This is a genomic window from Flavobacterium sp. LC2016-23 (assembly GCF_009674775.1).
Taxonomy (GTDB): Bacteria; Bacteroidota; Bacteroidia; order Flavobacteriales; family Flavobacteriaceae; genus Flavobacterium.
This window is the reverse complement of sequence record NZ_WKKE01000018.1, coordinates 1-25,870: the sequence shown is the minus strand read 5'-3', so window position 1 is coordinate 25,870 and position 25,870 is coordinate 1. Positions and strand designations below refer to the sequence as shown.

Below are 25,870 nucleotides of genomic sequence, written 5' to 3'. Positions count from 1 at the left end.
TTGTCACAGGTTAATACGTGATAATTTGTGGAATTTTTTATTAAGGTAATTGTAGCAATTTGTGATAATCAGCGTAAAAATATTGTACTTAAAGATCAAATTCATCACCTACAGCCAAAGAATCAGCCGGAACAGCTGTTGAATCAGGAGCTTTGATTCTTAATAGCGAACGCGCATTTCCGGAGATATAAACGGGCAGCTGACCAATGGTATCTTCCGGAATTAAAAGCCCTCTGCGAAACATTAAATTCTTTAGGAATTTTTGATTTTTCAAGGCATAATCCTTCAAATTTCCTTCGTCATTAAACTGATACATGAATTTTCGGGGCTTCGGAATAATAGTGGCCAGATATAAACACTCGTCTACATTTAAAGCAGAAGGGCTTTTCTGGAAATAAAAATGACTCGCTTCGCCAATTCCGTATACATTGGGTCCCCATTCAATAATATTAAAATACACTTCCAGCATTCTCTCTTTGCTTACAATCCGGTTGTTTTCTAAAATGTAAACCAGTAGAATTTCTTCCAGTTTACGCGAAACTGTCTTTTCGTGGGTCAGGAAAACATTTTTAATCAATTGCATGCTGATGGTACTGGCACCACGGGAGAATTTTTTGGTTCGGATATTCTTTAGGATCGATTGTTTAAAAGCTTCATTGATAAAACCACGATGCGAAAAGAAAGAAGGATCTTCAGTCGTCAGTACACATTTTCGTAAATACGGCGAAATCTGATCCAGCGGGGTATAATTCGGATTGGCATTTCCAACCAAAACAGGGCGCTGCAATACATTTTGTATGATCGCACGATATACAAATTCGCCATTCAGTTTGTTCAGGTCAGCCTCCCCGTATTTTGTGATTCTTAAATCTTCCTTGTTTAGTTTACTGTCGAAAACCAGCGTATTTGGTTTGTTTTTATTGAATTTGAAATCTAATTTATAATCAAAATTTCCGGTAGCTTCCATTCCCTGAAAATGCGTAAATAATCCATCAGGCAGCGAAACGATAAAATCCTGAGCTTTCATTTTAGGAATGTTCACTTTTAAAGTGTAAACCGTATCTTTCCCGGTATTGTAAGAGACATAAGGCTTTACTTTTATTTTGTTCAGCTGCATGCTCGAAGTGCTGTCAATCGAGATAAAATCGTCGCCTAATAAAAATCGGTAATCAAAACGCGCATTTTTGATCACAACATCTTTGCTGGCAATTTTCGGGTGGTTTATCTTTAAGTTCGAAATAGAAGTATAGCCGTCAATATGAAGTTCACTGCCATCTTTATCAATGTTTGCTACATTTAAGCGTATTGAATCAAAGCTGGCTTTCAGATTGTAACGCTCATCGAGATACGGCACTTTTATGGCACCGGTATCCAGATTGAAAAAACGGATATCTGCTTTTTTGTTTCTCGGATCTGCAAATCCTTTTATTTTCCAGCGCTGATCAAAATCTTTGCTTTGAACATGAAGGCTGGTTTCAAGTTGTTTGTTGTTTAATACAAGCTTATTTACGGCAATAGACGTTTTTTTACCATTGTCGTCAATTTTGAAATTCAAATTCTCCAGCTTCATATCCGTTGGAACCAGATTCAGCAATTTCGATATAATGCGGTAAGCAAAAGTGGCATACTTGCGCTTTTCATTTGTATCGGTTTCGGACTGATCTCTTTTCAGGAAAGCATCAAAATTGCGGATTTTTCCTTTTTTGACTAATTGAATATAGCCGTTGTTGACTTTTAAGGTCCCGATCTGAACATCGCCAATCAATAAACTCGAGAGACTGATACTGGTTTCGATTTTTTCGATATTAAAAAGCGTGTCGGCATTTTTAGGAACCAAAATCACATTGGTCAGCCTGATACCCGATAGTCCGTCAAATGTGGCCGACTTTACAGAAAAAGTACTGTTGTAATCAACGTTCATTTTGTGGGTTACTTTGGCAATGGCCTGTTTAAGCAGGGAATCGCGGAAAAAGTAAAATCCTGAAAAAAGCACTGCCAATACCAGGGCAAGTATTAAGAGTGCTTTTACTATTTTTTGTTTGGGGAATTTCATAAAGTAGGTTTTATAAAAAATTAACCAAAAAGAATACTGGCTACATCTTCAATTTTAGCCACAAGTTCAATTTTGATTCCTGCGTTTTTTAAAGCAATTTTATTGTATTTGGAAACAAAAATCGTGTTGAATCCTAATTTTTCGGCTTCCTGGATTCTTTGGTCCACACGATTTACAGGACGAATTTCTCCGGATAGACCGACTTCACCCGCAAAACAGAATCCTTTGGTGACCGGAATATCTTCGTTGGAAGATAAAATGGCAGCCACAACGGCTAAGTCTATGGCGGGATCGTCAACCGAAATTCCACCGGTTACGTTTAGAAAAACGTCTTTTGCCCCTAAACGAAATCCGGCTCTTTTTTCTAAAACGGCCAGAATCATGTTCAGTCTTTTAGCGTTGTAACCCGTTGTGCTTCGCTGTGGCGTTCCGTAAACGGCTGTGCTTACAAGCGATTGTATTTCGATCATCAGCGGACGCATGCCTTCCATGGTGGTGGCAATGGCCGTTCCCGACATTTCTTCGTCTTTGTGCGAGATTAAAATTTCTGACGGATTGCTTACTTCGCGTAAACCGCTTCCCAGCATTTCGTAAATTCCAAGTTCGGCAGTAGATCCAAAACGGTTTTTTAAAGCACGTAAAATTCGGTACACATGATTTCGGTCGCCTTCAAACTGTAAAACGGTGTCCACCATATGCTCCAGGATTTTAGGCCCGGCAATGTTTCCGTCTTTGGTAATATGCCCGATTAAAATAACCGGAATATTGGTTTCTTTGGCAAATTTGATCAGTTCGGCAGTAGTTTCCCTGATTTGGGAAATACTTCCGGCAGTGGACTCGATGTAATCGGTATGCAAAGTCTGAATCGAGTCAATAATGACAATTTCAGGTTGTATGGCTTCGATTTGCTTAAATATATTTTGCGTTTTTGTTTCCGTTAGTATATAACAATTATCGCTGTTGGGTGTGATTCTTTCAGCACGCATTTTTATTTGTTTCTGGCTTTCTTCACCGGAAACATAAAGCGTTTTATAGGGTAACTTTAACGAGATTTGCAGTAAAAGGGTACTTTTTCCAATTCCTGGTTCTCCTCCTAAAAGGATTAAAGATCCGGGAACAATCCCACCACCCAGAACACGATTTAATTCGCCATCAGTAGTATCCATACGAATTTCCTGAGTCGAGTCAATTTCGTTAATTTTTAACGGACGCGGAGCTTTGCCGCTTGAAGTAGGTTCACTTTTCCAGGCTACTTTTTCCTGCTTCTGGATAATTTCTTCAGCGATAGTATTCCATTCTTTGCAGGCATTGCATTGTCCCTGCCATTTGGCATACTGGGTTCCGCAATTCTGACAAAAAAAAGAAGTTTTAACTTTCGACATTATTTAGTGGTTTTTGCAAGCGTATTCATCTCGTCGATTTTCTCGTACATTACATCTTTATTCAAATCTCCAATGGGCTCCATTTGGGAAGCATTCTGGTATTTTTTGGAGGCTCTTTTCGGGTCGCCCATTTTTTCATACATCAATCCCAGTTCGTATTCTCCTAACATCGCTTTTGGATAATTTACATTTCCAATTTCAGCCATTTTACCTAATTCATCATAGGCATTCTTTTTCAGGATAAGGGTTTCTATGATTTTGAAATCGCTCATTCTTACCGGAATCTGCACCCCGAGGACTTTCGACATAACATTATATTTATTCTCCAGATAATCAGCATAACCTGTTTCCAGTACGGCAATTTTACTATTGTATTCGGCAGAATCTATAGGTCTGTAGACTTCAAATATTTGGTATAAGGCGCTTGGTATTGCATGTAAAACCTCCGTATAATGGGTTGTGCCCTTAAACAATTCGTACTTATAATTCACTAACGGATTGTTGGCAATCTTGATGTTGCTGTCTAACTTTTCAATAGGTTCTTTGATTTTTTTATTGTCACCGTCTGCTACAGACAGGTAGTAAAATAAAGGTTCTGTTACTTTGGCGAATTTTTCAGGGATTCGGACTTCCATTTTATTGGCAAGTTCGGGGCTGAAAGAAATGTAAGCGTTAAAAAGAGGTTGTTCCTTGTATAAATAGAAATTGATGAAACTTGCGGTTACATCATGCCCGGCAATAATCCGGAAAGGCGAAGTACGGTATTTCTTTTCGACATACGGAACCAATTCGGAACCAATAAATTCAAAAAAATCTGCTCCTTTTTCAAAAGGGAGTCCGGTGTTCTGGTCAATTGTGGTATCGTCTTCGCGTTCGTCGTTTTTATTTTGATGAACACCAATGATGATCACTTCAGGTAAATCTCCCCAATAAGAGCCATAACTTAAAGCTCCGGAGAAAGGATCGAATAAATAATCGCCGTCTAATAAATATAAAACCGGATATTTTTTTTCAGGATTGGCTTCGTAAGAGGCAGGAAGTCCAATAGTTATTCTTCTTTCCTCTCCAAGTTTCTCGGATTTAATGTTGTCAAATTTTTTCTGTGAAAAAGCAGAAATTGAAATTAAAGTAAGTAGTAAGTAAACTTTTTTCATGATTTGGGATATTTCAGTGAATTAAAAGTATTGAAATAGTGTAGCAATATAACACTTTATTTGCTTTTTTATTATTTTGGGATTTTAAAAATAGCAATACCGTATTCTACTTAATATTTACTTTGAATGGGGTAAAAAGAATCTTCCTTGGCAAAAATAATTTTGTCAATCAGGGAAGAAATAAGGTGTAAAAGAAAAACTTAGGTTAACGAATTGTCGTTTTCATTAGGGAAAATGATCCATGGTTTGAAGGTTTTAGCTTCTTCAAATTCCAGGGTGGCATAGGATATAATGATAATAATATCGTCTTTTTGAACTTTTCTGGCTGCAGGACCGTTCAGGGTAATTTCTCCTGAATTCTTTTCTCCTTTAATAGCATAAGTTTCAAAACGTTCGCCATTATTAATGTTCACAATAGCTACTTTTTCACCTTCAATAATGTTTGAAGCTTCCAGTAAGGTTTCGTCAATAGTAATACTGCCAATATAATTTAAATCGGCTCCCGTTACTTTTACACGATGAATTTTTGATTTTATAACTTGAATTTGCATGGTGCAAAGGTAAATTAATTTAATGAAATGGTATCAATCAGTCTTATAGAATTAACAAATACCGCTATAAATGCACGGTATTTTTTATCGTTACTTTTATGATCTATAGGTAATAATGTAGATTCATCAGCAATGACAAAATATTCGAGTTCAAATCTTTCGTTGTTTTTGAAAGAATTTTCTACAAATTCTATGGTTTCCTGTGGCGTATGTGTCCGGAAGATTTCTTTTGCTTCTGTTATCGTTTTATAAATAATTGCCGCTTCTTTTCTTTCAGCAGCAGTTAAACGTTCATTTCGGGAACTCATTGCGAGTTGGTTTTCTTCTCTGAAAATCGGACAGCCTACCACATTTACGGGCATATGGTTCTTTTCGACCATTTTTTTGACAATTTGTAATTGCTGGAAATCTTTCTCTCCAAAGTAGGCATTTGTTGGTGTTACAATTTCAAATAAACGTTTTACAATTGTTCCGACGCCGTTAAAATGTCCGGGTCTGAATTTTCCTTCCATTTGATTTTCCAGTCCGTCAAAATCAAAATTCTGGGAAACGGTATTTCCTTCGTAAATATCTTCTACAGAGGGCGCGTATAAAATCATTTTGTCACTCAGAACGCGCATTTTCTTGATGTCTTCTTCGATGGTTCTGGGATATTTTGCCAGGTCTTCAGGATTGTTAAACTGAGTAGGATTGACGAAAATACTCACTACGGTATCGTCGTTTTCTTTAAGGGATCTTTGCATTAAAGCCAGATGCCCTTGGTGTAAAGCGCCCATTGTTGGTACAAACCCGATGGTCGAATTTGTGGTTTTGATAGTTTTCAAATAAGCTATCAAAGCTACTTTACCGTAGAAAATATGCATGGCGGTATTATTAAAATTTAGTGCAAACATAATATATTAGTTAATAACTGCATAAATTTTTGTAATTTTGCAACGTTTTTATTACCAAAAATTAAGTAAAATACTATTATGAAAGATAAGAGGATATTATATGTATCATCTGAAGTCGTGCCTTATTTGGCTGAAAATGAGGTTTCTTTAATGTCTTATGACGTTCCGAAAATGATCAATGATCAGGGAGGACAGATAAGAATTTTCATGCCAAGATATGGAAATATCAACGAAAGAAGACACCAATTACATGAAGTTATTAGACTTTCAGGAATGAATTTGGTAGTGAATGATTTAGATATGCCATTGATTATCAAGGTAGCTTCAATTCCGAAAGAGAGAATTCAGGTATATTTTATTGATAACGATGAATACTTTAAACGTAAAGCAACTTTTGCCGATGAGGAAGGGGTTTTGTATCCTGACAATGACGAGAGAGCTATCTTTTTTGCTAAAGGTGTTGTAGAAACAGTAAAAAAACTCAATTGGGTTCCTGATATTATTCACGTTCATGGTTGGTTAGCGGCTATGCTTCCGATTTACATGAAACATTATTACAAAAATGAAGCTTTATTTTCTGAAACCAAAATTGTGACCTCTGTTTATGGTCAGTCTTTTGATGAAAATCTGGATTTAGAAATGATTAATAAGGTGAAGTTTGATGGTGTTCCGCATGAAGCTGTAGCAGATTTGGAAGTGCCAAATTATGAAAACGTACTAAAGGCGAGCATCTTACATTCTGATGCCGTAATTATAGCATCACCAAACGTATCTTCAAGTTTAACAAAATTTATAGAATCTTCAGGAAAACCTTTTTTACCTTTCGCCACGAAAGATGCATTCGCAGAAGCGTATACAAATTTCTACAAAAGTATGGGTCTTTAAATTTTAACATTATTATAAAACATGTATAATACTTCTTTTTTTAAGAAAATTCTATTAATAGCAACTGTTGTTCTTTTATATTCTTGTGACAAAGATTTTAACGCCATTGGCGATAATTTGATTGGTGATGACCATTTCGGATTAGAACCTGAGAAATATGATGTTGTGGCTTACGATCAGGAAATTTCCCCAATTCAGTCAAACGGATTGATAAATAATGCTTTAGGTATTTATGATGATAAGGTTTTTGGAGCCAGAACGGCAAGTTTTGCGACTCAGGTTTCACTTGAAAGTTACGCGCCTTCTATTGGTTCGGACCCGCAAGTAGTAAGTGTTCAGCTTACTATACCTTATTTTAGTCATGCTGTGAGTACGGATGCAACAACTGGAGATACTACTTATAAATTGGATTCTATTTACGGTAAACCCGAAGATAAATTTATTAAGTTAAGTGTTTTTGAATCGGGAGTTCAGATGCGATCTTCTTATTTTGATAATGGTTCTCAGTTTCCGCAGTTATATTATACGAATCAAAATGCCGATTTTGATAAATTTAAAATAGAGACGGCTGGGGATAAACGTTTAAATAATAACAATAATGTTAAAGCAGAGAATGATGAGTTTTATTTTAACCCAACAGAACTTAAGGATGAAACAACAGATGCTAAAACAGGTGTTAAAACGACAACGAGAGTTGCTCCGCAAATGCGTTTAAATCTGGATAAGACGTTCTTTCAGACTAAAATATTAAATGCGTCTGCTTCGGTGCTTTCTGCAAGCGATGTTTTTCAGCAATATTTTAAAGGGTTGTATTTTAAGGTCGAAAAATCAGGATCCAGTGCAGGTAATATGGCTTTAATGGATTTTTCTAAAGGTAAGATTACCATAAAATATACCGCTAAAACTGATATTACAACTGATGCAGAGACGGTAAGAGAGGACAGAACTGTGGTGATTAACTTGACGGGTGCAACGGCTAGCTTGCTTGACGATGTTAAAAATCCGATATATCAAAATGCACTAACAGATCAAAATAAAACAGATGGTGATGAATCTCTTTATTTAAAAGGCGGGCAGGGTTCGCTTGCCGTTATTGAGCTTAACGCTTTTGGTTCGAAACTGGCAGAAATCAGAAATAATAAATGGCTGGTTAATGAAGCTAATTTAGTTTTTCATATCGATACAGATAAAATGGCCGGGGTGTATGAGTCTAAAAGAGTTTATCTGTATGATTTAACGAATAACACGCCTATTTTAGATTATTTGACAGACGGAACCGGTAGTGGAGCGGCACTTGGAAAAGTAGTTTATAGTGGTATAATCAATATTGATGCTACGAGTAAAAGAGGAACTACTTATAAAATCAGGTTAACAGATCATATTCGAAATATTATAAAGAGCACTACAGCAGTTAATGTTAAATTAGGTTTAGTTGTTTCAGGAGATATAAACACGGTGGCTACCAATAAATTAAAGTTAAAAAACACCGTTATTACAGATGCACCGAGAGCATCAGTTTTGAGTCCGTTGGGAACTATATTGTTTGGAGGAAAATCTACAGTTCCGGACAATAAAAGACTGAAGCTTGAAGTTTACTACACGAAACCAAATTAATAAATATATATGTGTGGAATTGTTGGATATATAGGTCACAGAGAGGCTTATCCCATTATTATAAAGGGATTAAAGCGTCTTGAATACAGAGGATATGATAGTGCGGGTGTCATGTTATATGATGCAGAAACAGGTATAAAGCTTTGTAAAACAAAAGGTAAAGTTTCAGATCTTGAAGCTAAGGCAAAGAATGATTTAACTACAAACGGATCTATAGGGATTGGTCATACACGTTGGGCAACTCACGGGGTACCAAATGATGTGAATTCTCATCCTCATGTTTCGAATTCGGGAGAATTGGTCATTATTCATAATGGAATTATTGAAAATTATGCTCCCCTTAAAGAAGAGCTGATTAAAAGAGGATATACTTTTAAATCGGATACAGATACAGAAGTATTGGTGAATTTAATCGAAGAGGTTCAGAAGAAAGAAGGGATTAAGTTAGGTAAAGCAGTTCAGATTGCTTTAAATCAGGTTGTAGGCGCATACGCAATTGCGGTATTTGATAAGAAAAACCCAAATGAAATTGTTGCTGCAAGATTAGGTAGTCCATTGGCTATAGGTGTTGGAGAAGGGGAATTTTTTATTGCTTCCGATGCTTCACCTTTTATTGAATATACTTCAAATGCTATTTACCTGGAAGATGGTGAGATGGCAAATATTAGACTACACAAACCTCTTAAAGTTAGAAAAATAAAAGATGATTCTTTGGTTGATCCTTATATTCAGGAACTTCAAATGAATTTGGAGCAGATTGAAAAAGGTGGTTATGATCACTTTATGCTCAAAGAAATTTATGAGCAGCCAAGTGTAATTAAGGATACCTACAGAGGAAGACTTCATGCGAATGAAGGTATTGTTCAGATGGCTGGTGTTGAGGATAATCTTGAAAAATTCCTGAATGCTAAACGAATTCTGATTGTTGCCTGTGGTACATCATGGCATGCAGGATTAGTAGCTGAATATATTTTTGAAGAGTTTACACGTATTCCTGTAGAAGTAGAATATGCTTCTGAATTCAGATACCGTAATCCAATCATCAATAAAGACGATGTCGTTATTGCTATTTCTCAATCCGGCGAAACGGCAGATACTATGGCGGCTATTAAACTGGCTAAAGAAAATGGTGCTTTTGTATTTGGAGTTTGTAATGTGGTTGGTTCTTCTATTTCAAGAGAAAGCCATGCAGGTGCTTATACACATGCCGGTCCTGAAATTGGAGTAGCTTCAACAAAGGCCTTTACAACTCAAATTACAGTTTTAACGATGATCGCCTTGAGATTAGGTAAGGCTAAAGGAACGCTTTCAAATACAGATTATCATACGTACCTTCAGGAATTAGAAATAATTCCGGAGAAAGTAGCTGAGGCACTGGAAACAAACGACCGAGCAAAAGAAATCGCTGCGGCTTTTAAAGATGCTCCGAACTGTTTGTATTTAGGACGAGGTTATAATTTCCCGGTTGCTCTTGAAGGAGCGCTAAAACTTAAAGAGATCTCTTATATTCATGCTGAAGGGTATCCTGCTGCTGAAATGAAACACGGTCCGATCGCCCTTATTGACGAACACATGCCGGTTATTGTTATTGCGCCTAAACAGGGTCATTATGATAAAATTGTAAGTAACATTCAGGAGATCAAATCAAGAAGCGGTAAAATTATCGCTGTTGTAACCAAAGGTGATACGCAGGTTAGGGAATTGGCAGATTATGTAATTGAGATTCCTGAGACCTCAGATGCATTATCGCCGTTAATTACTACTATACCATTGCAATTGCTTTCTTATTACATTGCTGTAATGAGAGGCTGTAATGTAGATCAGCCACGTAATCTGGCAAAATCGGTTACTGTAGAATAACATATTTAAAATGTAATAGTTTTAGAAAAGCGAGATTTAGGTCTCGCTTTTTTTATGCTCTTGTTTTTTTAGCATTTTTCTTGTAAGGATTAAGTTATTGATTATTTTCGCTGCTTAAATCAGTAAATTGTAAAAAAAGATGAAGGGAATTATTACAGCAGTATTTTTAGTAATGACTGTAGCAGGTTTTTCGCAGCAATTAACCTATAGAAGTGGTGGAACTGTTTATGAAGGAGAGAACAAATTATCATCCGAACAGGTACGATCGGTTTTGGGTAATAATAGAGAAGCCTTATCTCTTTATAATGCCGGAAGAAGCAAAAAAACATGGGGTAATGTCCTTTTTTATGGGGGAACAAGTCTTGTGGTGGCCAATTTAGTGGTCGGTTTAACCAAAGACGATACTTCAGTATCGTATCCTGGTAACGGATACTATCCTTCGGTTACGTCTAAGCCCACAAGTTTTACAGCGGCAATTATTGGAGGTGCAATGATTATTGCCTCAATTCCAATAAAAATCGGTTATCCAAAAAAGATTAAATCAGCTATTGCAAAACATAATGACGGTTTAGTGCAAAATTATAAACCGGCTACTAAAACAACTTTGGTAGCAAGCACCAGTCAGATTGGTTTAAAAATTGAATTTTAATGTAATTTATTAGCCTTTAATGATTTACCTAAAATGATTGTTATTTCAATTGTATGCTGTCTTTAGATAGAAATACCGTACTTATAATGAATGTTAAAAAAGCGAGATTTAGGTCTCGCTTTTTTGTATTGTCAAATTTTTTTTACTGCCCCTGTATTTTTAGTAAATCCGCAATTTTTCCTTCAAAAATAATATGTATGCATAGTAATTGAAGTATTGAAGGTTTGATATTTGATTTTAATTTAATAAAATCAATTGAGGAATAGTTAAAATATAACTTAAAAACATGGTAAATATGAATTTTATTTAACGTTTTTTTATACATATCAAAATTATTTGTATTTTGGTAGGATAAACTAACAAAAAAAACCAACCAAATGAGACTCTATTTGCTAATTATGTTGTTTTTCTGCGGAATTTCCTTTGCGCAGAATACAATTACTGGTTCTGTTACCGATAGTAACAAACAATCTATTCCGGGTGCTAACGTTAATGTCGTGGGAAGTTCAACCGGAGCTTCTACTGATTTTGACGGGACCTTTAAACTGAGCACTTCTGCCAAGCCGCCTTTTGCTATTAAGGTTTCGGCAGTAGGTTTTGAAACTAAAACGATTAACGTTACCTCGTTAAATCAAAATCTTGATGTTGTTTTAAAAAGTGAAGAAACTAAGTTAGATGAAATTGTCGTTTCGGCTTCCAGAACTCCGGAAAGAGTACTTGAATCTCCTGTAACTATTGAAAGAATGGGAATTCAGGATATTAAAAAGACAGCTTCACCTACTTTTTATGATGGTTTGGAAAATTTAAAAGAGGTACAGATGAATACCAGTAGTATGTCTTTTAAATCAATTAATACAAGGGGTTTTGCTACAGTAGCCAATACCCGTTTCATGCAGTTGGTGGATGGAATGGATAATTCATCTCCTCTTCTGAATTTTGTTTTAGGAAACCTGATTGGTGTTTCAGAAATAGATGTTCAAAGCGTTGAGTTACTGCCGGGAGCATCTTCTGCTTTGTATGGAGCGAATGCTTTTAACGGAATTTTATTTATGAATAGTAAAAGTCCATTCGTTTATCAGGGCGTATCTGCTTATTTTAAATATGGAATGACGTCGCAAGAGGCTGCGGGTACCAATAATTACTATGATTTAGGGGTTAGATTTTCGCACGCTTTTAATAAGTATTTTGCGGCTAAAGCAAATTTCACCTATATGGAGGCTACAGATTGGTATGCTACAAATTATAACGATAAAACAGTTAGCGGAATCGACAGAAGTAATATTAATTACGATGGAATAAATGTATATGGGGATGAAGTTTCGACGAATATAAAAGGAGTTGGTCAGTCTCTGGCTGCTTTAGGATTGATTCCTGCTGCCGCTGTAAATTTATTGCCTAGTACCAATGTCAGCAGAACAGGTTATAATGAAACTGATCTTACCAATAACAAAGCGGGGAATACTAAAATTGATTTTTCATTCCATGGAAGACCTTTTGGTGATGAAAGATTAGAGATTATCTGGCAAAGTAAATTTGGAACGGGAAATGCGGTTTACCAGGGAGCTAACAGATATTATTTAAATGACTTTTTTATGCAACAGCATAAACTCGAATTTAAAGGAAAGAATTTTTTCTTAAGAGGTTATACTACTACAGAAGATGGCGGACATTCTTATGATATGGTTTTTACAGGAATTAATGTCAATAGAAAATGGAAAGATGACAGAACGTGGTTTGGTCAGTATGCCGGAGCCTATGTTCAGTCTACTTTAGCCGGGATGACGCCGGAAAATGCTCATGCGGCTGCAAGAGCAACAGCAGACACAGGCCGCCTTTTACCTGGAACGCTGGCGTTTAAAAACGCTTTCAATCAGGTAATTGCCGATGAAAGTGTACTAACAGGTTCAAAGCTGGTTGATAATTCAAGAATCTATCATTCAGATGCGAACTATAATTTTAAAGACATCATAAAATTTGCTGAAATTCAGGTTGGAGGATCTTTCAGATTGTATGAATTAAACTCTCACGGCAGAATCTATACGGATGCCGATGGTCCTATTAATTATAATGAATATGGAGCCTATACGCAGCTAGCGAAAAAATTCATGGACGAAAGACTAAAATTTACAGGATCTATTCGTTATGATAAATCAAAAAATTTCGACGGAAATTTTTCTCCTAGATTGTCTCTTGTCTATTCTGCAGGAGAAAGAAAAAATCACAACTTCAGAGGTTCGTTCCAGACTGGTTTCAGAAACCCTTCCACTCAGGATCAATACATAGGATTTAATGTAGGGAGTGCTGTATTGTTAGGTTCGGCGCCGGATAACTTGGTGCGTTACAGAGAGACATTACCTGTCTCTACTGCTGTAGGTCAGGCTTTTGCAGGCGGTACAACGGTAGTAATGGATGGTTTGAAAGCCTATGGTAATTCGTATACAGCAAGTTCAGTGAATGCTTTTAGTGCATTGGCAGGAAGTGATCCTGTAGCCGGTGCCGCATTGCTTAAAAAGACCAATGTAAATTATGTGAAACCGGAAGAAGTTAAGGCATTTGAAATTGGATATCGTTCTTTTGTTAAAGATGTTTCTGTAGATCTTAATGCGTATTACAACGTATATAACAATTTCATTGGGAATCTGAATGTAGTGGCACCTTACTATGGTACAGCGCAAGATGCGCCTAATCCTGCAGCAGGTCCGACAAATCCTGGCGCGCAAACGCTGCACGCACTTCAAAATGGAAATTACAGAGCGTATCAGTTGTATACGAATACAGATGTTGAAATTAAATCATTTGGATTTGGAGCGGGTCTATCTAAGAAAATAATTGCAGATTTCGAATTGGGAGTAAATTACAATTATGCTCAATTTGATTTTGATAAAGCAAAAGATCCAAGTTTTGAAGCTGGTTTTAATACACCAAAACACAGGGTTAAGGTTTCTCTTGGTAATGAAAAATTGTTTAAGAATTTCGGATTTAATGTTAGCGGAAGATGGAATAGTGAGTATACATGGGAATCAAGCTTTGCTGATGGTATAATTGAATCAGCTACCGTAATCGATGCTCAGATTAATTATGGAATTCCAAAATTAAAATCAGTTTTTAAATTAGGAGCTTCAAACATTGGAGGAAAAGAATATACTCAGGTAATTGGTGCAGGGTTAATTGGTCAGCAATATTTTGCATCCTGGACAATCAATCCTTAATTAAACGATTTTAAATAAAACAATAGTATTATTTACTTTTCTAAAAGAAGAATTAGAAAGTAATAATTTTAAAATATATAAATTATGAAAAAGAATTTAAAATGGCTTTTACTGGTTTCGTTGACCTTTATGGCCTGTAATAGCGATGATGAGGCTGTAGTGGTGGATTCATCTAATGGAGCACCTCTGACCGCCGGTACAGCTAATTTTTCTAAATATGTTGCTTTAGGGAATTCTTTGACTTCAGGTTTTAGTGATGGATCGCTTTTCAAAAGAGGCCAGGAAGGATCATATACCAATATTATGGCACAACAATTTAAATTAGTAGGAGGAGGAGAATTTAAAATTCCATATACAAATGATAATGTTGGAGGGCTGCTTTTTGGAGGTCAGGTAAATCCTGCTTTCGGTCCGAGGTTATTTTTTAACGGAACAGCTCCTGTTCCTGTAACAGGTGCTTCTACGACGGAAGTTTTTAATGCGGCCGTTGTCGCTGCAGGGCCTTACAATAACACAGGTGTTCCGGGTGCAAAAAGTTTTCATTTGTTGTCTCCCTCTTATGGAGCAGCGGCTGGTTTGGCAAACGGAACTGCAAATCCGTACTATGTGCGTTTTGCTCCAAACGGAACAACTTCTGTCCTGGCTTATGCAATGAGTCAGACGCCAACATTCTTTTCTTTATGGATAGGAAATAATGATGTTTTAGGATATGCTACATCAGGAGGAGATGGTACAAATCCGATTACTCCGGCTACAGGTGCGCCGGGAGTTGGCTTTGATGGTACATATAATGCTCTTGTTACTACATTAACTTCTGCAGGAGCTAAAGGTGTTGTGGCTAATATACCTTATGTTACTTCGATTCCGTTTTTTAAGACTGTTCCTTACAATCCATTAACGGTTTCGGTTTTGGGAAGCGGTAATGCTGCTGTTGGAACAGCTACTATAAATGCACTTAATGCCCAGCTTTACGGACCTTTGAAAGATGCATTGGCTTATCTTGGAGTAACCAACAGAATTCAGTTACTATCTCTTACCGGAGCAAATCCATTATTGATAAAAGATGAATCTTTAACGAATTTATCAGCGCAGCTTACAGCTGTATTTACACCTTCACTGGGTGCGCAGACAGCTGCTTTTTACGGGGCAGTTTTTGGACAGGCACGTCAGGCTACTGCTGCTGATTTGGTGCTTCTGACTACACAATCGGCTATTGGTGCGGCTCCTACTGCAGCAAATTCCGGAGTTGGGTTTGCTCCGCCGGCACCTTTAAATAAATTTGGAATCACATATCCGTTGCAGGACAAATATGTTTTAATCCCAACCGAGATTGCAGAGCTGAAGGTGGCAACAGATGCTTTTAATGCAACGATAAGTGCGGCAGCAACCGCAAAGGGTCTTGCTTTTGTTGATGCTAATGCAATTATGGATCAAATTGATAAAGGGGGAGTTGTGGCAAACAACTATACTTTGGCGTCAACCTTTGTAACGGGCGGGACTTTTTCTTTAGACGGGATTCATCCTTCCCCGAGAGGTTATGCTTTTATTGCCAATAAATTTATAGAAGCCATTAATACTAAATACGGTTCCAATTTAAAAGGAGTAAATGTGGGTAATTATCAGGTGCTATATCCTGCAGTTCTTCCATAAAGATATTTTTTTTTTAGTGAGAGAGCCACTCGTTTAAAAAATGCAGTGGCTTTTTTATTTAACTAAAAAATTACCAATTTAGATATTTGAGACCTGAGTTTTAGGAATCAAACAAAAACATAGTATTTTTTCTAAAAAAAATATTGATTTTATATTTTAAAAAATTATCTTTGCGCTCTGAAAAAAGAGGTATTTTCGATAAACCTAAATAGCTATTTAATAAATACATAAGTAATGTCAAAAGTAATAGGAAAAGTTGCTCAAATCATTGGACCAGTAGTTGACGTAGTTTTCAACGGTAAGGATGTTGAACTTCCAAAAATTTATGATTCATTAGAAATCACAAAAAAAGACGGAACATTGTTAGTTCTAGAAGTGCAATCTCACATTGGTGAAAACACAGTTCGTACTATCTCTATGGACTCTACAGACGGTTTGTCAAGAGGATATGAAGTAGTTGGAACTGGAAATCCAATCCAAATGCCAATCGGTCCGGATGTATATGGAAGATTATTCAATGTAATTGGAGATGCAATTGATGGTTTAGGAAACTTGCCAAAAACAGGGGAAAACGGTTTGTCTATTCACAGACAAGCACCTAAATTTGAAGATTTATCAACTTCATCTGAAGTTTTATTTACAGGTATTAAAGTAATCGATTTGATTGAGCCTTACGCAAAAGGGGGTAAAATTGGATTGTTTGGTGGTGCCGGTGTTGGTAAAACAGTATTGATTCAGGAGTTGATCAACAATATCGCAAAAGGTCACGGTGGACTTTCAGTATTCGCAGGAGTAGGGGAAAGAACACGTGAAGGAAATGACTTGCTTCGTGAGATGTTAGAGTCAGGAATTATTAAATACGGTGATGATTTCATGCACTCTATGGAAAATGGAGGATGGGATTTATCTAAAGTAGATATGCCAGGAATGAGAGAGTCTAAAGCTACTTTCGTTTTCGGACAAATGAATGAGCCTCCTGGAGCTCGTGCACGTGTGGCACTTTCAGGATTATCTATAGCGGAATATTTCCGTGACGGAGCCGGAACTGATCAGGGGAAAGACGTATTGTTTTTCGTTGATAACATCTTCCGTTTTACACAAGCAGGTTCTGAGGTATCAGCACTTTTAGGACGTATGCCTTCTGCAGTAGGTTACCAGCCAACTTTGGCAACAGAGATGGGTGCTATGCAAGAGCGTATTACTTCTACAAACAAAGGATCTATTACATCTGTACAGGCGGTTTACGTTCCTGCGGATGATTTAACTGACCCGGCACCGGCAACAACGTTTGCTCACTTAGATGCTACAACAGTATTGTCTCGTAAAATTGCTGAGCTAGGTATTTATCCAGCGGTTGACCCGTTAGATTCTACTTCAAGAATTTTGACTCCTCAAATCTTAGGAAATGAGCATTATGACTGTGCACAAAGAGTAAAAGAAATTCTTCAAAAATACAAACAATTGCAGGATATTATCGCGATCCTAGGTATGGAAGAGTTATCTGAAGAAGATAAATTATCTGTATCAAGAGCACGTCGTGTACAACGTTTCTTGTCTCAGCCGTTCCACGTAGCGGAACAATTTACAGGTATTCCTGGAGTTTTGGTTGACATTAAAGATACTATCAAAGGATTCAACATGATTATCGACGGTGAATTAGATCACCTTCCGGAAGCAGCTTTCAACCTGAAAGGTTCTATTCAGGATGCGATCGAAGCAGGAGAAAAAATGTTGGCGGAAGCATAATCAAGTTTTCAGTATTCTGTCGCAGTATTCAGTACTGAGACTGATAACTGAGACTGTAAACTAAAAAATATGACTTTAGAAATAGTATCACCAGAAGCAAAATTATTTTCAGGAGAAGTAACTTCAGTTACATTGCCTGGAGTTGATGGAAGCTTTCAAATATTGAATCATCACGCTCCTATTGTTTCTATTTTAGAAAAAGGAACTATTAAAATTGTGGCTCCGAGCTTCAGTTTTTCTAAAGAAGTAGCGGGTAAATTCACGAAAGTAAATGACCAGACTTATACTTTGGATATTGTGTCAGGTACTATCGAAATGAAAGACAATAAGATAATTGTTTTAGCAGACTAAAATAATTTGAAATAAATTTTAAAAGCCATTCGCCAAAGCGAATGGCTTTTTTTTATTTTTGAAAAATGAAAAATAATAAGAAGTCTGAAATTTTAATTTCACAAAAGAAAAGAAGTTGGTATGAATTAGTACTGGCAGCTGTGTTTTATGGTGTTTTTATCTATTTATTAGGAATTGTGATTTATGTAGTTTATTTAGGTATTCCTGTTGTCACTTTTATCAAGCTTCTGACTTCACTTGTTTCCGTGGGTGGTTTCTGTTTTGGTTATGGATTGATTTTCTCTGCAACAAAGGATATTATTATAAATGTTACTGACAGTATTATTATAACTAGATATGTGGTTGGGCCATTCTCGTATGATGTAAAATCGAAGGTAACAACGTTTGAATATGTTTCTTTTTTTCTGGATAAATGGGGTGAATATGCTACGAATCTCTGGTATGTGAAAAACAGACATTATAAGATGTGCAGCTTTAAAAGTAAAGAATCTGCATATCAGTTTTGTTTAGATCTTTCGACTAAGCTAAATATCGATATTCTTGATGCAACTGAAAAAGGAAACTTTAAATGGATTGAAAAAGACAAACTAAAATAAATCTGCTTTTTTAATTTCATAACTTTGCTTTTATGAAATTACCTGAAAACCTTATTCACAAACTTGAAAACAGAAAGCAGAATAATTCGTTAAGACAATTACCAAGTTTTAACAATCTTGTTGATTTTTCTTCTAACGATTATATTGGCTTTTCGAAATCGGAATCTGTTTTTAAGCAGGCTCATCATTATCTAATAGAAAACGATATTATTCAGAATGGCGCAACAGGTTCGCGATTAATTTCAGGTAATCATTCGCTTTATCAAATTGCCGAATTGTTTATTGCAGATTTTCATGGCTCAGAATCGGCTTTAATTTTTAATTCGGGTTACGATGCCAATGTTGGTTTTTTTAGCGCTGTACCGCAAAGAAATGATGTTATACTTTATGATGAACTGAGTCATGCTTCTATTCGTGACGGAATTGTATTGTCGAATGCCAAATCGTACAAATTTAACCACAATGATTTTGAAGACCTGGAACGTCTTGTTGTGAAATTTCCGGATACCACTATCTATATTGTCACCGAAACCGTTTTTTCTATGGATGGCGACAGTCCGAATTTAGAAGAGCTGGTGGCGCTGTCAGAAAAGTACAACTGTTTCCTGGTTGTGGATGAAGCACATGCTTTAGGGGTTTTTGGTGATAGGGGCGAAGGACTAATGCAGTATCTGCAATTGCACAATCGCATTTTTGCACGTATTATGACATTTGGAAAAGGTTTGGGCTGTCATGGCGCTGCCGTTTTAGGAAGTTCAGATCTGAAGCAATATCTGGTCAACTTTGCCAGAAGCTTTATTTATACCACAGGATTATCTCCGCATTCCGTTTCAACCATTTTAACTGCCTATCAGCATTTGGAAACCGAAAAAGAAACGATTGAAAAATTACGTCAGAACATTGTTTTTTTTAATCAGCAAAAAAACATTCTTGGCTTAAAACCCATGTTTGTCAGAAGCAAATCTGCGATCCAATCGGCAATTGTTCCCGGAAATGAAAATGTAAAGCAATTGGCCGGACAATTACAGGATAAAGGGTTTGATGTAAAACCCATACTCTCTCCAACAGTTCCGGAAGGACAGGAACGACTTCGTTTTTGTATCCATAGTTATAATTCGGAGGAAGAAATTAATCAGATTCTTGAATTACTTAGAGATTTTGTGTATTAAGGCTTTTTATAGTGTTGTCAGCCTGAGCGAAATCGAAGCCCGTTCCCAAAGGCCAGCCTTCGACTTCGCTCAGGGCGACATTCAAATTGTTAAATCATCCTGTTTTATTTATTTTTGTATACACATAAAATATCCGTGACAATCTGCTTGATCCGCTACATCTGTGAACTATTTAGAAATTTGTTTTTAAAATAACTTGTTCTTTAAGTGCTGATATTCCTCACTTTAAAAAAAAAGTTTAAAATTTTTTGTAACGTTTTGGTTCTTTAATTACTTACGAGTCGTAATCAAAATAACTAAAAGCATTATGAAAACGCAATCCGCTTTCTCAAAACAAAATAGCTTCAATTTTATTTTTGTCATTCTTACTTCGGCTGGATTTGGATATGCTTTAGTAAATCAGTTTTTATTAGACAAACCTAATCTGGGATTTCTTGTTCAGATGGCATTTTTAAGCATTGCTTCTGTTGCGTCATGGCAGCGAAATAAGAAACGTAATTAAAAGAGGAGTTTTCAATCATTAAATCAATCAACTTTAATCAATCAATCAAAATGAAAAATGTATTCAAATTAGCAGTAGCAGTAGTATTATTTGTTTTTAATGGTGCAATCAGTGCCCAAACAGTTTCTCCAAAATTAGAAAACTCACTTTTGTGGGAAGTATCAGGGAAGGGCTTAACAAAACCTTCTTATTTGTATGGAACGATTCATATGATTTGCGGACCGGATTATTTTCTATCTGAAAAAACAAAGAAAGCATTTGATGCGTCAAGTAAATTAGTTTTAGAAATTAATTTTTCTGATCCTAAGGAAATGAGCGATATGCAACAAATGGCAATGGGCAAAGAACCTTTAAGTAAAAGATTAAATCCGGAACAATTGTCTAAATTAGATGCCATTTTAAAGAAGACATCCGGAATGACCGTTCAGCAGGTAGATGCTTTTAGTTTAATGACTGTGATGAGTTTAATTTCGATGAAATCTTTTGGCTGTAATGATCTCAAACTTTACGAAATGGAGTTTATTGAAAGCGCTAAGAAAAAAAGCCTGAAAGTTGAAGGACTCGAAACGGTTAAATCGCAATTTGAAAGTTTTGGAAAGGCTTACGCTGATGATGAAATGATCGCAATGTTAGAAGAATCAGATGTCGAGCAAACAAAAATGCTGGTTACAAATTATAAAAAGGAAAATTTAGAAGAGTTATATAAGAATACAACTTCTGAGAGTATCATGAATGCCAAGGCCAGAAAATATATGCTTGACGAAAGAAATCAGAATTGGGTTGAACTTTTGCCGGAAATGATGAAAAAGGGAAATCTGTTTGTGGCCGTAGGAGCAGCACATTTGGCTGGTGAGGAAGGAATAATTAATTTACTTAAAAAAGCAGGATATACTGTAAAACCAGTAATGAATTAGCACTATTTTGAAAGAGAAAGAATTTTTAAACCGGATAGAAAGTCATAAAGGAATCTTGTACAAAGTTTCTAAGATGTACATGAATAATCAGGATGATCAGCAGGATCTGTTTCAGGAAATTGTCTGTCAGCTTTGGAAATCGTATGAATCCTTTAGAAACGAAAGCCAATTTTCAACCTGGATGTACCGTGTGGCAGTAAATACTGCGATCGTATTCCTCAAAAAAGAAAAACGGAAAGTAGACAAATACGAAATTGCTTCAGAGAATATCAAGGATGATGAAGGTGATTCCCATATTAAGGAAAGTCAGATCGATCATTTTTATAAAGCAGTTCAGAAATTAGGAAAAATTGACAAAGCTATTATTTTCTATCAGTTAGAAGGGTTTTCTCATAAAGAAATAGGGGATAATTTAGGGATTAGTGAAGGAAATGCCAGAGTGAAATTAAACAGGGCAAAAGAAAAATTAAAAGAAATAATAAAAAATCAGGGATATGGATTTTAACGATATACAAAATGCATGGAATAACGAAAAAGGTGAAAATGTCGTTCTTCCGAATAATTTAGAAAAAATACAATCGGCAAATACGCCATTGGATAAAATTAAAAAAAATCTGAAGAACGAATTTATTTACCAGATTCTATCAATTGTTTTTATGGGGTTTATTCCTATGGGATATGATTTTTCGGCAAAAGGGGTTGCTTTATATTACCTGCTGTATAGCATTTTTGTAGCCGTTTGCATTTATTACCTGGTAAAGCTTTACTTGTTTTATAAAAGACTTAATACAGTGACCCTTAAAACAAAAGACAATTTGTATGAAACGTATTTTGATATCAGGCTTAATATGGAGTTATATAAAACCTTTGGATTTGCCTTAACGCCTTTTCTAATCCTTTATTTATTTGGTTTTTTCTACTATAAATTTTCTGAGATTCCCGGTTTTTTTGCAACAGAGATTACGAATTTTCAATTAATAATTGTTTTTTCAATTGTAGTTTTTGTCATGCTTTTTATGGGTGTTTCGCTGGAATGGTGGGTTCACAGGTTTTACGGCAAATTTGCCAGAGAAATCAAGGACGTTATTGACGAATTAAAAGAGGAATAATAAATACAACCCATCGTAATTGATGGGTTTGTTGTTTTTATTGGTATTTTTGCGGAGAATATTACACAGAGATTCGCACAGAAGATGCAGAGATTCACAAAACAATTTATTCTTTGTGTTCCTTGTGTTTTTCTTTGTGAATCTCCGGGAAACTAGAATCTATGAAAATATTTATAACAGGAATTTCAACAGATGTTGGTAAAACAGTAACATCAGCAATAGTAGTTGAAGCTTTAGAAGCGGATTATTGGAAACCGATTCAGGCGGGAGATTTAGACAATTCGGATAGTCACAAAGTAAAATCTCAGGTTTCGAATTCAAAATCTCAATTTTACCCAAATACCTATCAACTAAATACACCGGCAAGTCCGCATCTGGCGGCAGAGATTGACGGAATTACAATCGATTTAAAACAAATAAAAGAACCAAAAACGGAAAATCATCTGGTAATTGAAGGTGCCGGTGGAATTTTTGTTCCATTAAATGAAACACATTTAATCATCGATCTGATTCAGCCGGATTATAAGGTAATTGTAGTTTCAAGACATTATTTAGGAAGCATCAATCATACTTTGTTAACGGTGGAAGCAATTAAAAACCGCGGTTTTGAAGTCTCAGGAATTATCTTCAGCGGAAGCGAGAACAAATCTACAGAGGATTTAATTTTAAATAAAACCGGAATAAAATGCATTGGCAGAATCGATGAGGAACCTTATTTCGATCAAAATGTAATTCTGGAATACGCCGATTTATTTCGACATAATTTGTTGTCGTTAGAGAAATCCAAAATCTAAAATCAGAAATCTACAATAGTATATCAGATGACCTTATCAGAAAAAGACAGCCAATATTTATGGCATCCATACACGCAACACAAAACGTCACAAACTCCAATTGCGATTACAAGAGGAGAAGGCGCTTTGCTTTGGGATGAGAACAATAAAGAATATATTGACGCTATTGCCTCGTGGTGGGTAAATCCGTTTGGGCATAGTAATAAAATGATTGCCGATGCGATTTACAAACAATTGACCACCTTAGAGCATGTTTTGTTTGGAGGTTTCACACACGAACCGGCTATACAAGTAGCCGAAAAACTGATGGAAATCTTGCCCAAAAATCAGCAGAAAATTTTCTTTTCAGATAACGGTTCAACGGCCGTAGAAGTAGCTATAAAAGTGGCATTGCAGTATTTCTTCAATAAAAATGAAAAAAGAACCACAATAATTGCTTTCGAAAATGCTTTTCATGGAGATACTTTTGCCGCAATGGCAGCAAGCGGAATCTCTTTTTATACGCAGGCTTTTCAGGGAATGTTTATAGACGTAGTCAGAATTCCGGTTCCTGTGAAAGGGCAGGAGGAAGTGAGTTTTAAAGCCTTGAAAACAGTGATCGAAAGTCATAATTGCGCCGGGTTTATTTTTGAACCTCTAGTACAGGGAGCCGCCGGAATGGTAATGTATGAACCTGAAGCACTGGCAACTTTAATCGAAATTTGTAAAGAAAATAAAGTTTTAACTATTGCCGATGAAGTCATGACGGGTTTCGGTAAAACCGGAAAAACTTTCGCAATGGATTATGTTGCTGAACAACCCGATATGATCTGTTTGTCGAAAGCCCTGACCGGAGGAACAATTCCAATGGCCATTACGACTTTTACGCAGGATGTTTTCGATGCTTTTTACGATGACGATATCAACAAAGCATTATTTCACGGCCATACCTTTACGGCAAATCCTACGGGTTGTGCAGCAGCTTTAGCAAGTATTGATTTATTGCAGACAGCGGAAATGCAAAATAACATTCAGCGCATAAACGCAAGTCATTTAAGGTTCCAAAAAAAAATTGAAAATCATCCAAAACTCATTACGGCCAGAACACTTGGGGTCATTTTTGCCGTTGAAATAAAATCGGATGCTGAGGAAAGTTATTACGGTTCCATGCGTACCAAACTGTATAATTTTTTTATAGAAAAAGGAGTGGTTTTGAGGCCGGTGGGAAACATTGTTTACATTTTGCCTCCTTATATTATGACCGATGAACAGCTTCATAAAGTGTATGCTGCAATTGAAGAAGCGATTGAAATGGTTTAAAATTTTCAACAGATTTTCCCGATTTTTCGGATTCAGGATTAAAAAATCTGCTATATCAGTTTTATCGGTATCATCAGTGTGCCATCTTTCACAAAACTTCGCGAACTTTGCGATTAAAAATTTACAACATTGAATAAAAAAATAGCAATAACAGCCTTCTCTTCTATTTCTCCATTGGGGAACACCGAAGAGGAAGTCTGGAAAAATTATCTTAACGGTCAACATTGCTTTACAAGGCAGTTTTTAGATCAGCAGGAAACGTCTGTAGCTGCTTTAGGTACTGAATCGGATCAAATGGTAACGGCAGTTCGCGAATCGGATATTAAATATAAGTTTTTGGATAATTCTGTTCTGTTTGCTTTAACGGCTTCACGAAAAGCAGTTGAAAAAGCCGGCTGGAATAAAGAGGATATCTTTGGAATAAATATTGGTTCTTCCCGTGGTGCTACCGATTTATTTGAAAAGCATTACAAGGAATATATCGATACCGGAAAAGCACAAACTTTAGCTTCTCCAACAACTACATTAGGCAATATCTCTTCCTGGATTGCGCATGATTTACAAAGTGTCGGCCCTGAAATTTCACACTCGATTACTTGTTCGACGGCGCTTCACGCTCTTTTAAATGGCGTTGCGTGGTTGCGGTCCGGAATGGCAGATAAGTTTTTGGTGGGTGGAAGTGAAGCCCCTTTGACAGATTTTACGATTGCTCAGATGAGAGCTCTAAAAATATATTCCCGTATTGATCAGAATGAACAAGCCTGGCCGAATCTTGCTTTTGATTTTGAAAAGACGCAAAACACCATGATCCTGGGGGAAGGAGCAGCTGTTTGTTGCCTGGAAGTCGGAAAAAAAGAAAATGCTATAGCGTATGTGACAGGTGTTGGTTACGCTACTGAAATTTTAGAACACAACATTTCTATATCCGCAGAAGCCGATTGTTTTCAGAAGTCTATGAAAATGGCACTGCAACAGACTAACCCGGAGGAAGTTGATGTTATTGTAATGCATGCCCCTGGAACCATCAAAGGAGATTTGACAGAATTACGCGCTATCGAAAAAGTTTTTGGGGCTAAAATTCCATTATTAACTACCAATAAATGGAAAATCGGACACACTTTTGGCGCTTCCGGAATACTAAGTTTAGAATTGGCGCTGTTGATGATGCAGCATGATACTTTTATTAATGTCCCTTTTGCGGAAGTGCAGAAGCAAACAAAACCATTAAAAAAAATATTGATTAACGCAGTAGGTTTTGGAGGTAATGCCGTCAGTATCCTGATTGAAAAAGCGTAGCTTAGTTCTGTAAGCTGAATCATAAGAATAAAAAAAACCATTCGCCGCGGCGAATGGTTTTTTTATGGACTAAACAAATTGTTTCTGTTTTATTGAAATATAATTTTCTTAGTGGTTGTATGATCATTGTCTAAAGTAACTTTTACCAGTAAGACCTGATTGGATGACTGCAGATTTGCTATTTGCAACTCTGT

At 36.3% G+C, this 25,870-nt stretch carries 22 protein-coding genes; 17 read left to right on the top strand and 5 right to left on the bottom strand.

What is annotated here, in order from left to right:
• Positions 1 to 88 precede the first annotated feature (88 nt).
• The 5 genes from GJU43_RS15795 to panC all read right to left on the bottom strand — a co-directional run bounded on the left by GJU43_RS15795 (position 89) and on the right by panC (position 6,033).
• Complete coding sequence (locus GJU43_RS15795; protein ID WP_154341771.1) at positions 89 to 2,053, bottom strand: transglycosylase domain-containing protein; 1,965 nt, start codon at positions 2,051 to 2,053, stop codon at positions 89 to 91.
• Positions 2,054 to 2,073: 20 nt separating this feature from the next.
• Complete coding sequence (gene radA / locus GJU43_RS15790) at positions 2,074 to 3,435, bottom strand: DNA repair protein RadA (protein ID WP_154341769.1); 1,362 nt, start codon at positions 3,433 to 3,435, stop codon at positions 2,074 to 2,076.
• The gene (locus GJU43_RS15785) at positions 3,435 to 4,589 is read right to left on the bottom strand and encodes an alpha/beta hydrolase (protein WP_154341767.1); all 1,155 of its coding nucleotides are present in this window, start codon (positions 4,587 to 4,589) and stop codon (positions 3,435 to 3,437) included. The genes radA and GJU43_RS15785 overlap by 1 nt, the downstream gene beginning before the upstream one ends.
• A 200-nt stretch (positions 4,590 to 4,789) precedes the next feature.
• Positions 4,790 to 5,140, bottom strand: coding sequence for an aspartate 1-decarboxylase (gene panD, locus GJU43_RS15780; RefSeq protein WP_017495920.1), 351 nt, complete (start codon positions 5,138 to 5,140; stop codon positions 4,790 to 4,792).
• Positions 5,141 to 5,154: 14 nt separating this feature from the next.
• Positions 5,155 to 6,033 (bottom strand): pantoate--beta-alanine ligase, encoded by an 879-nt coding sequence (gene panC, locus GJU43_RS15775; RefSeq protein WP_154341765.1) that lies wholly within the window; start codon positions 6,031 to 6,033, stop codon positions 5,155 to 5,157.
• 78 nt (positions 6,034 to 6,111) lie between these two features.
• On the opposite strand from panC, the gene GJU43_RS15770 reads away from it, so the two are divergent.
• The 17 genes from GJU43_RS15770 to GJU43_RS15690 all read left to right on the top strand — a co-directional run bounded on the left by GJU43_RS15770 (position 6,112) and on the right by GJU43_RS15690 (position 25,676).
• The gene (locus GJU43_RS15770; protein WP_127338952.1) at positions 6,112 to 6,918 is read left to right on the top strand and encodes a glycogen/starch synthase; all 807 of its coding nucleotides are present in this window, start codon (positions 6,112 to 6,114) and stop codon (positions 6,916 to 6,918) included.
• A 21-nt stretch (positions 6,919 to 6,939) separates the two neighbouring features.
• Positions 6,940 to 8,532, top strand: a complete 1,593-nt coding sequence (locus GJU43_RS15765) for a DUF4270 domain-containing protein (protein WP_154341763.1) — start codon at positions 6,940 to 6,942, stop codon at positions 8,530 to 8,532.
• A 9-nt stretch (positions 8,533 to 8,541) separates the two neighbouring features.
• Positions 8,542 to 10,392 (top strand): glutamine--fructose-6-phosphate transaminase (isomerizing), encoded by a 1,851-nt coding sequence (gene glmS / locus GJU43_RS15760; protein WP_154341761.1) that lies wholly within the window; start codon positions 8,542 to 8,544, stop codon positions 10,390 to 10,392.
• Between the two features lie 139 nt (positions 10,393 to 10,531).
• On the top strand, positions 10,532 to 11,041 hold the full coding sequence (locus tag GJU43_RS15755) for a hypothetical protein (RefSeq protein ID WP_154341759.1): 510 nt from the start codon (positions 10,532 to 10,534) through the stop codon (positions 11,039 to 11,041).
• A gap of 377 nt (positions 11,042 to 11,418) precedes the next feature.
• On the top strand, positions 11,419 to 14,250 hold the full coding sequence (locus GJU43_RS15750; RefSeq protein WP_154341757.1) for a TonB-dependent receptor domain-containing protein: 2,832 nt from the start codon (positions 11,419 to 11,421) through the stop codon (positions 14,248 to 14,250).
• A gap of 84 nt (positions 14,251 to 14,334) precedes the next feature.
• The gene (locus tag GJU43_RS15745; RefSeq protein WP_154341756.1) at positions 14,335 to 15,900 is read left to right on the top strand and encodes a G-D-S-L family lipolytic protein; all 1,566 of its coding nucleotides are present in this window, start codon (positions 14,335 to 14,337) and stop codon (positions 15,898 to 15,900) included.
• Between the two features lie 234 nt (positions 15,901 to 16,134).
• The gene (gene atpD / locus GJU43_RS15740; RefSeq protein ID WP_047777068.1) at positions 16,135 to 17,646 is read left to right on the top strand and encodes a F0F1 ATP synthase subunit beta; all 1,512 of its coding nucleotides are present in this window, start codon (positions 16,135 to 16,137) and stop codon (positions 17,644 to 17,646) included.
• Positions 17,647 to 17,715: 69 nt separating this feature from the next.
• Positions 17,716 to 17,997 (top strand): F0F1 ATP synthase subunit epsilon, encoded by a 282-nt coding sequence (locus GJU43_RS15735; RefSeq protein WP_154341754.1) that lies wholly within the window; start codon positions 17,716 to 17,718, stop codon positions 17,995 to 17,997.
• 65 nt (positions 17,998 to 18,062) lie between these two features.
• Positions 18,063 to 18,593: a hypothetical protein gene (locus GJU43_RS15730; RefSeq protein ID WP_154341752.1), complete on the top strand. Its 531-nt coding sequence runs from the start codon at positions 18,063 to 18,065 to the stop codon at positions 18,591 to 18,593.
• Positions 18,594 to 18,625: 32 nt separating this feature from the next.
• Positions 18,626 to 19,762, top strand: a complete 1,137-nt coding sequence (locus GJU43_RS15725) for a pyridoxal phosphate-dependent aminotransferase family protein (protein WP_154341751.1) — start codon at positions 18,626 to 18,628, stop codon at positions 19,760 to 19,762.
• Positions 19,763 to 20,069: 307 nt separating this feature from the next.
• On the top strand, positions 20,070 to 20,264 hold the full coding sequence (locus GJU43_RS15720) for a hypothetical protein (RefSeq protein WP_154341749.1): 195 nt from the start codon (positions 20,070 to 20,072) through the stop codon (positions 20,262 to 20,264).
• 50 nt (positions 20,265 to 20,314) lie between these two features.
• On the top strand, positions 20,315 to 21,178 hold the full coding sequence (locus tag GJU43_RS15715; RefSeq protein WP_154341747.1) for a TraB/GumN family protein: 864 nt from the start codon (positions 20,315 to 20,317) through the stop codon (positions 21,176 to 21,178).
• 4 nt (positions 21,179 to 21,182) lie between these two features.
• On the top strand, positions 21,183 to 21,683 hold the full coding sequence (locus GJU43_RS15710) for an RNA polymerase sigma factor (RefSeq protein ID WP_197984822.1): 501 nt from the start codon (positions 21,183 to 21,185) through the stop codon (positions 21,681 to 21,683).
• Entirely contained in the window at positions 21,673 to 22,287 is a 615-nt protein-coding gene (locus GJU43_RS15705; protein WP_154341745.1) for a hypothetical protein, read from the top strand. Before GJU43_RS15710 ends, GJU43_RS15705 begins: the two co-directional genes overlap by 11 nt.
• Before the next feature lie 161 nt (positions 22,288 to 22,448).
• Positions 22,449 to 23,081 carry a dethiobiotin synthase gene (gene bioD, locus GJU43_RS15700; protein ID WP_154341743.1) on the top strand — a complete coding sequence of 211 codons (633 nt, stop codon included), beginning with the start codon at positions 22,449 to 22,451 and terminating at the stop codon, positions 23,079 to 23,081.
• A gap of 27 nt (positions 23,082 to 23,108) precedes the next feature.
• On the top strand, positions 23,109 to 24,380 hold the full coding sequence (bioA, locus tag GJU43_RS15695) for an adenosylmethionine--8-amino-7-oxononanoate transaminase (protein WP_154341741.1): 1,272 nt from the start codon (positions 23,109 to 23,111) through the stop codon (positions 24,378 to 24,380).
• 129 nt (positions 24,381 to 24,509) lie between these two features.
• Complete coding sequence (locus GJU43_RS15690; protein ID WP_154341740.1) at positions 24,510 to 25,676, top strand: beta-ketoacyl synthase N-terminal-like domain-containing protein; 1,167 nt, start codon at positions 24,510 to 24,512, stop codon at positions 25,674 to 25,676.
• Positions 25,677 to 25,870: the final 194 nt, after the last annotated feature.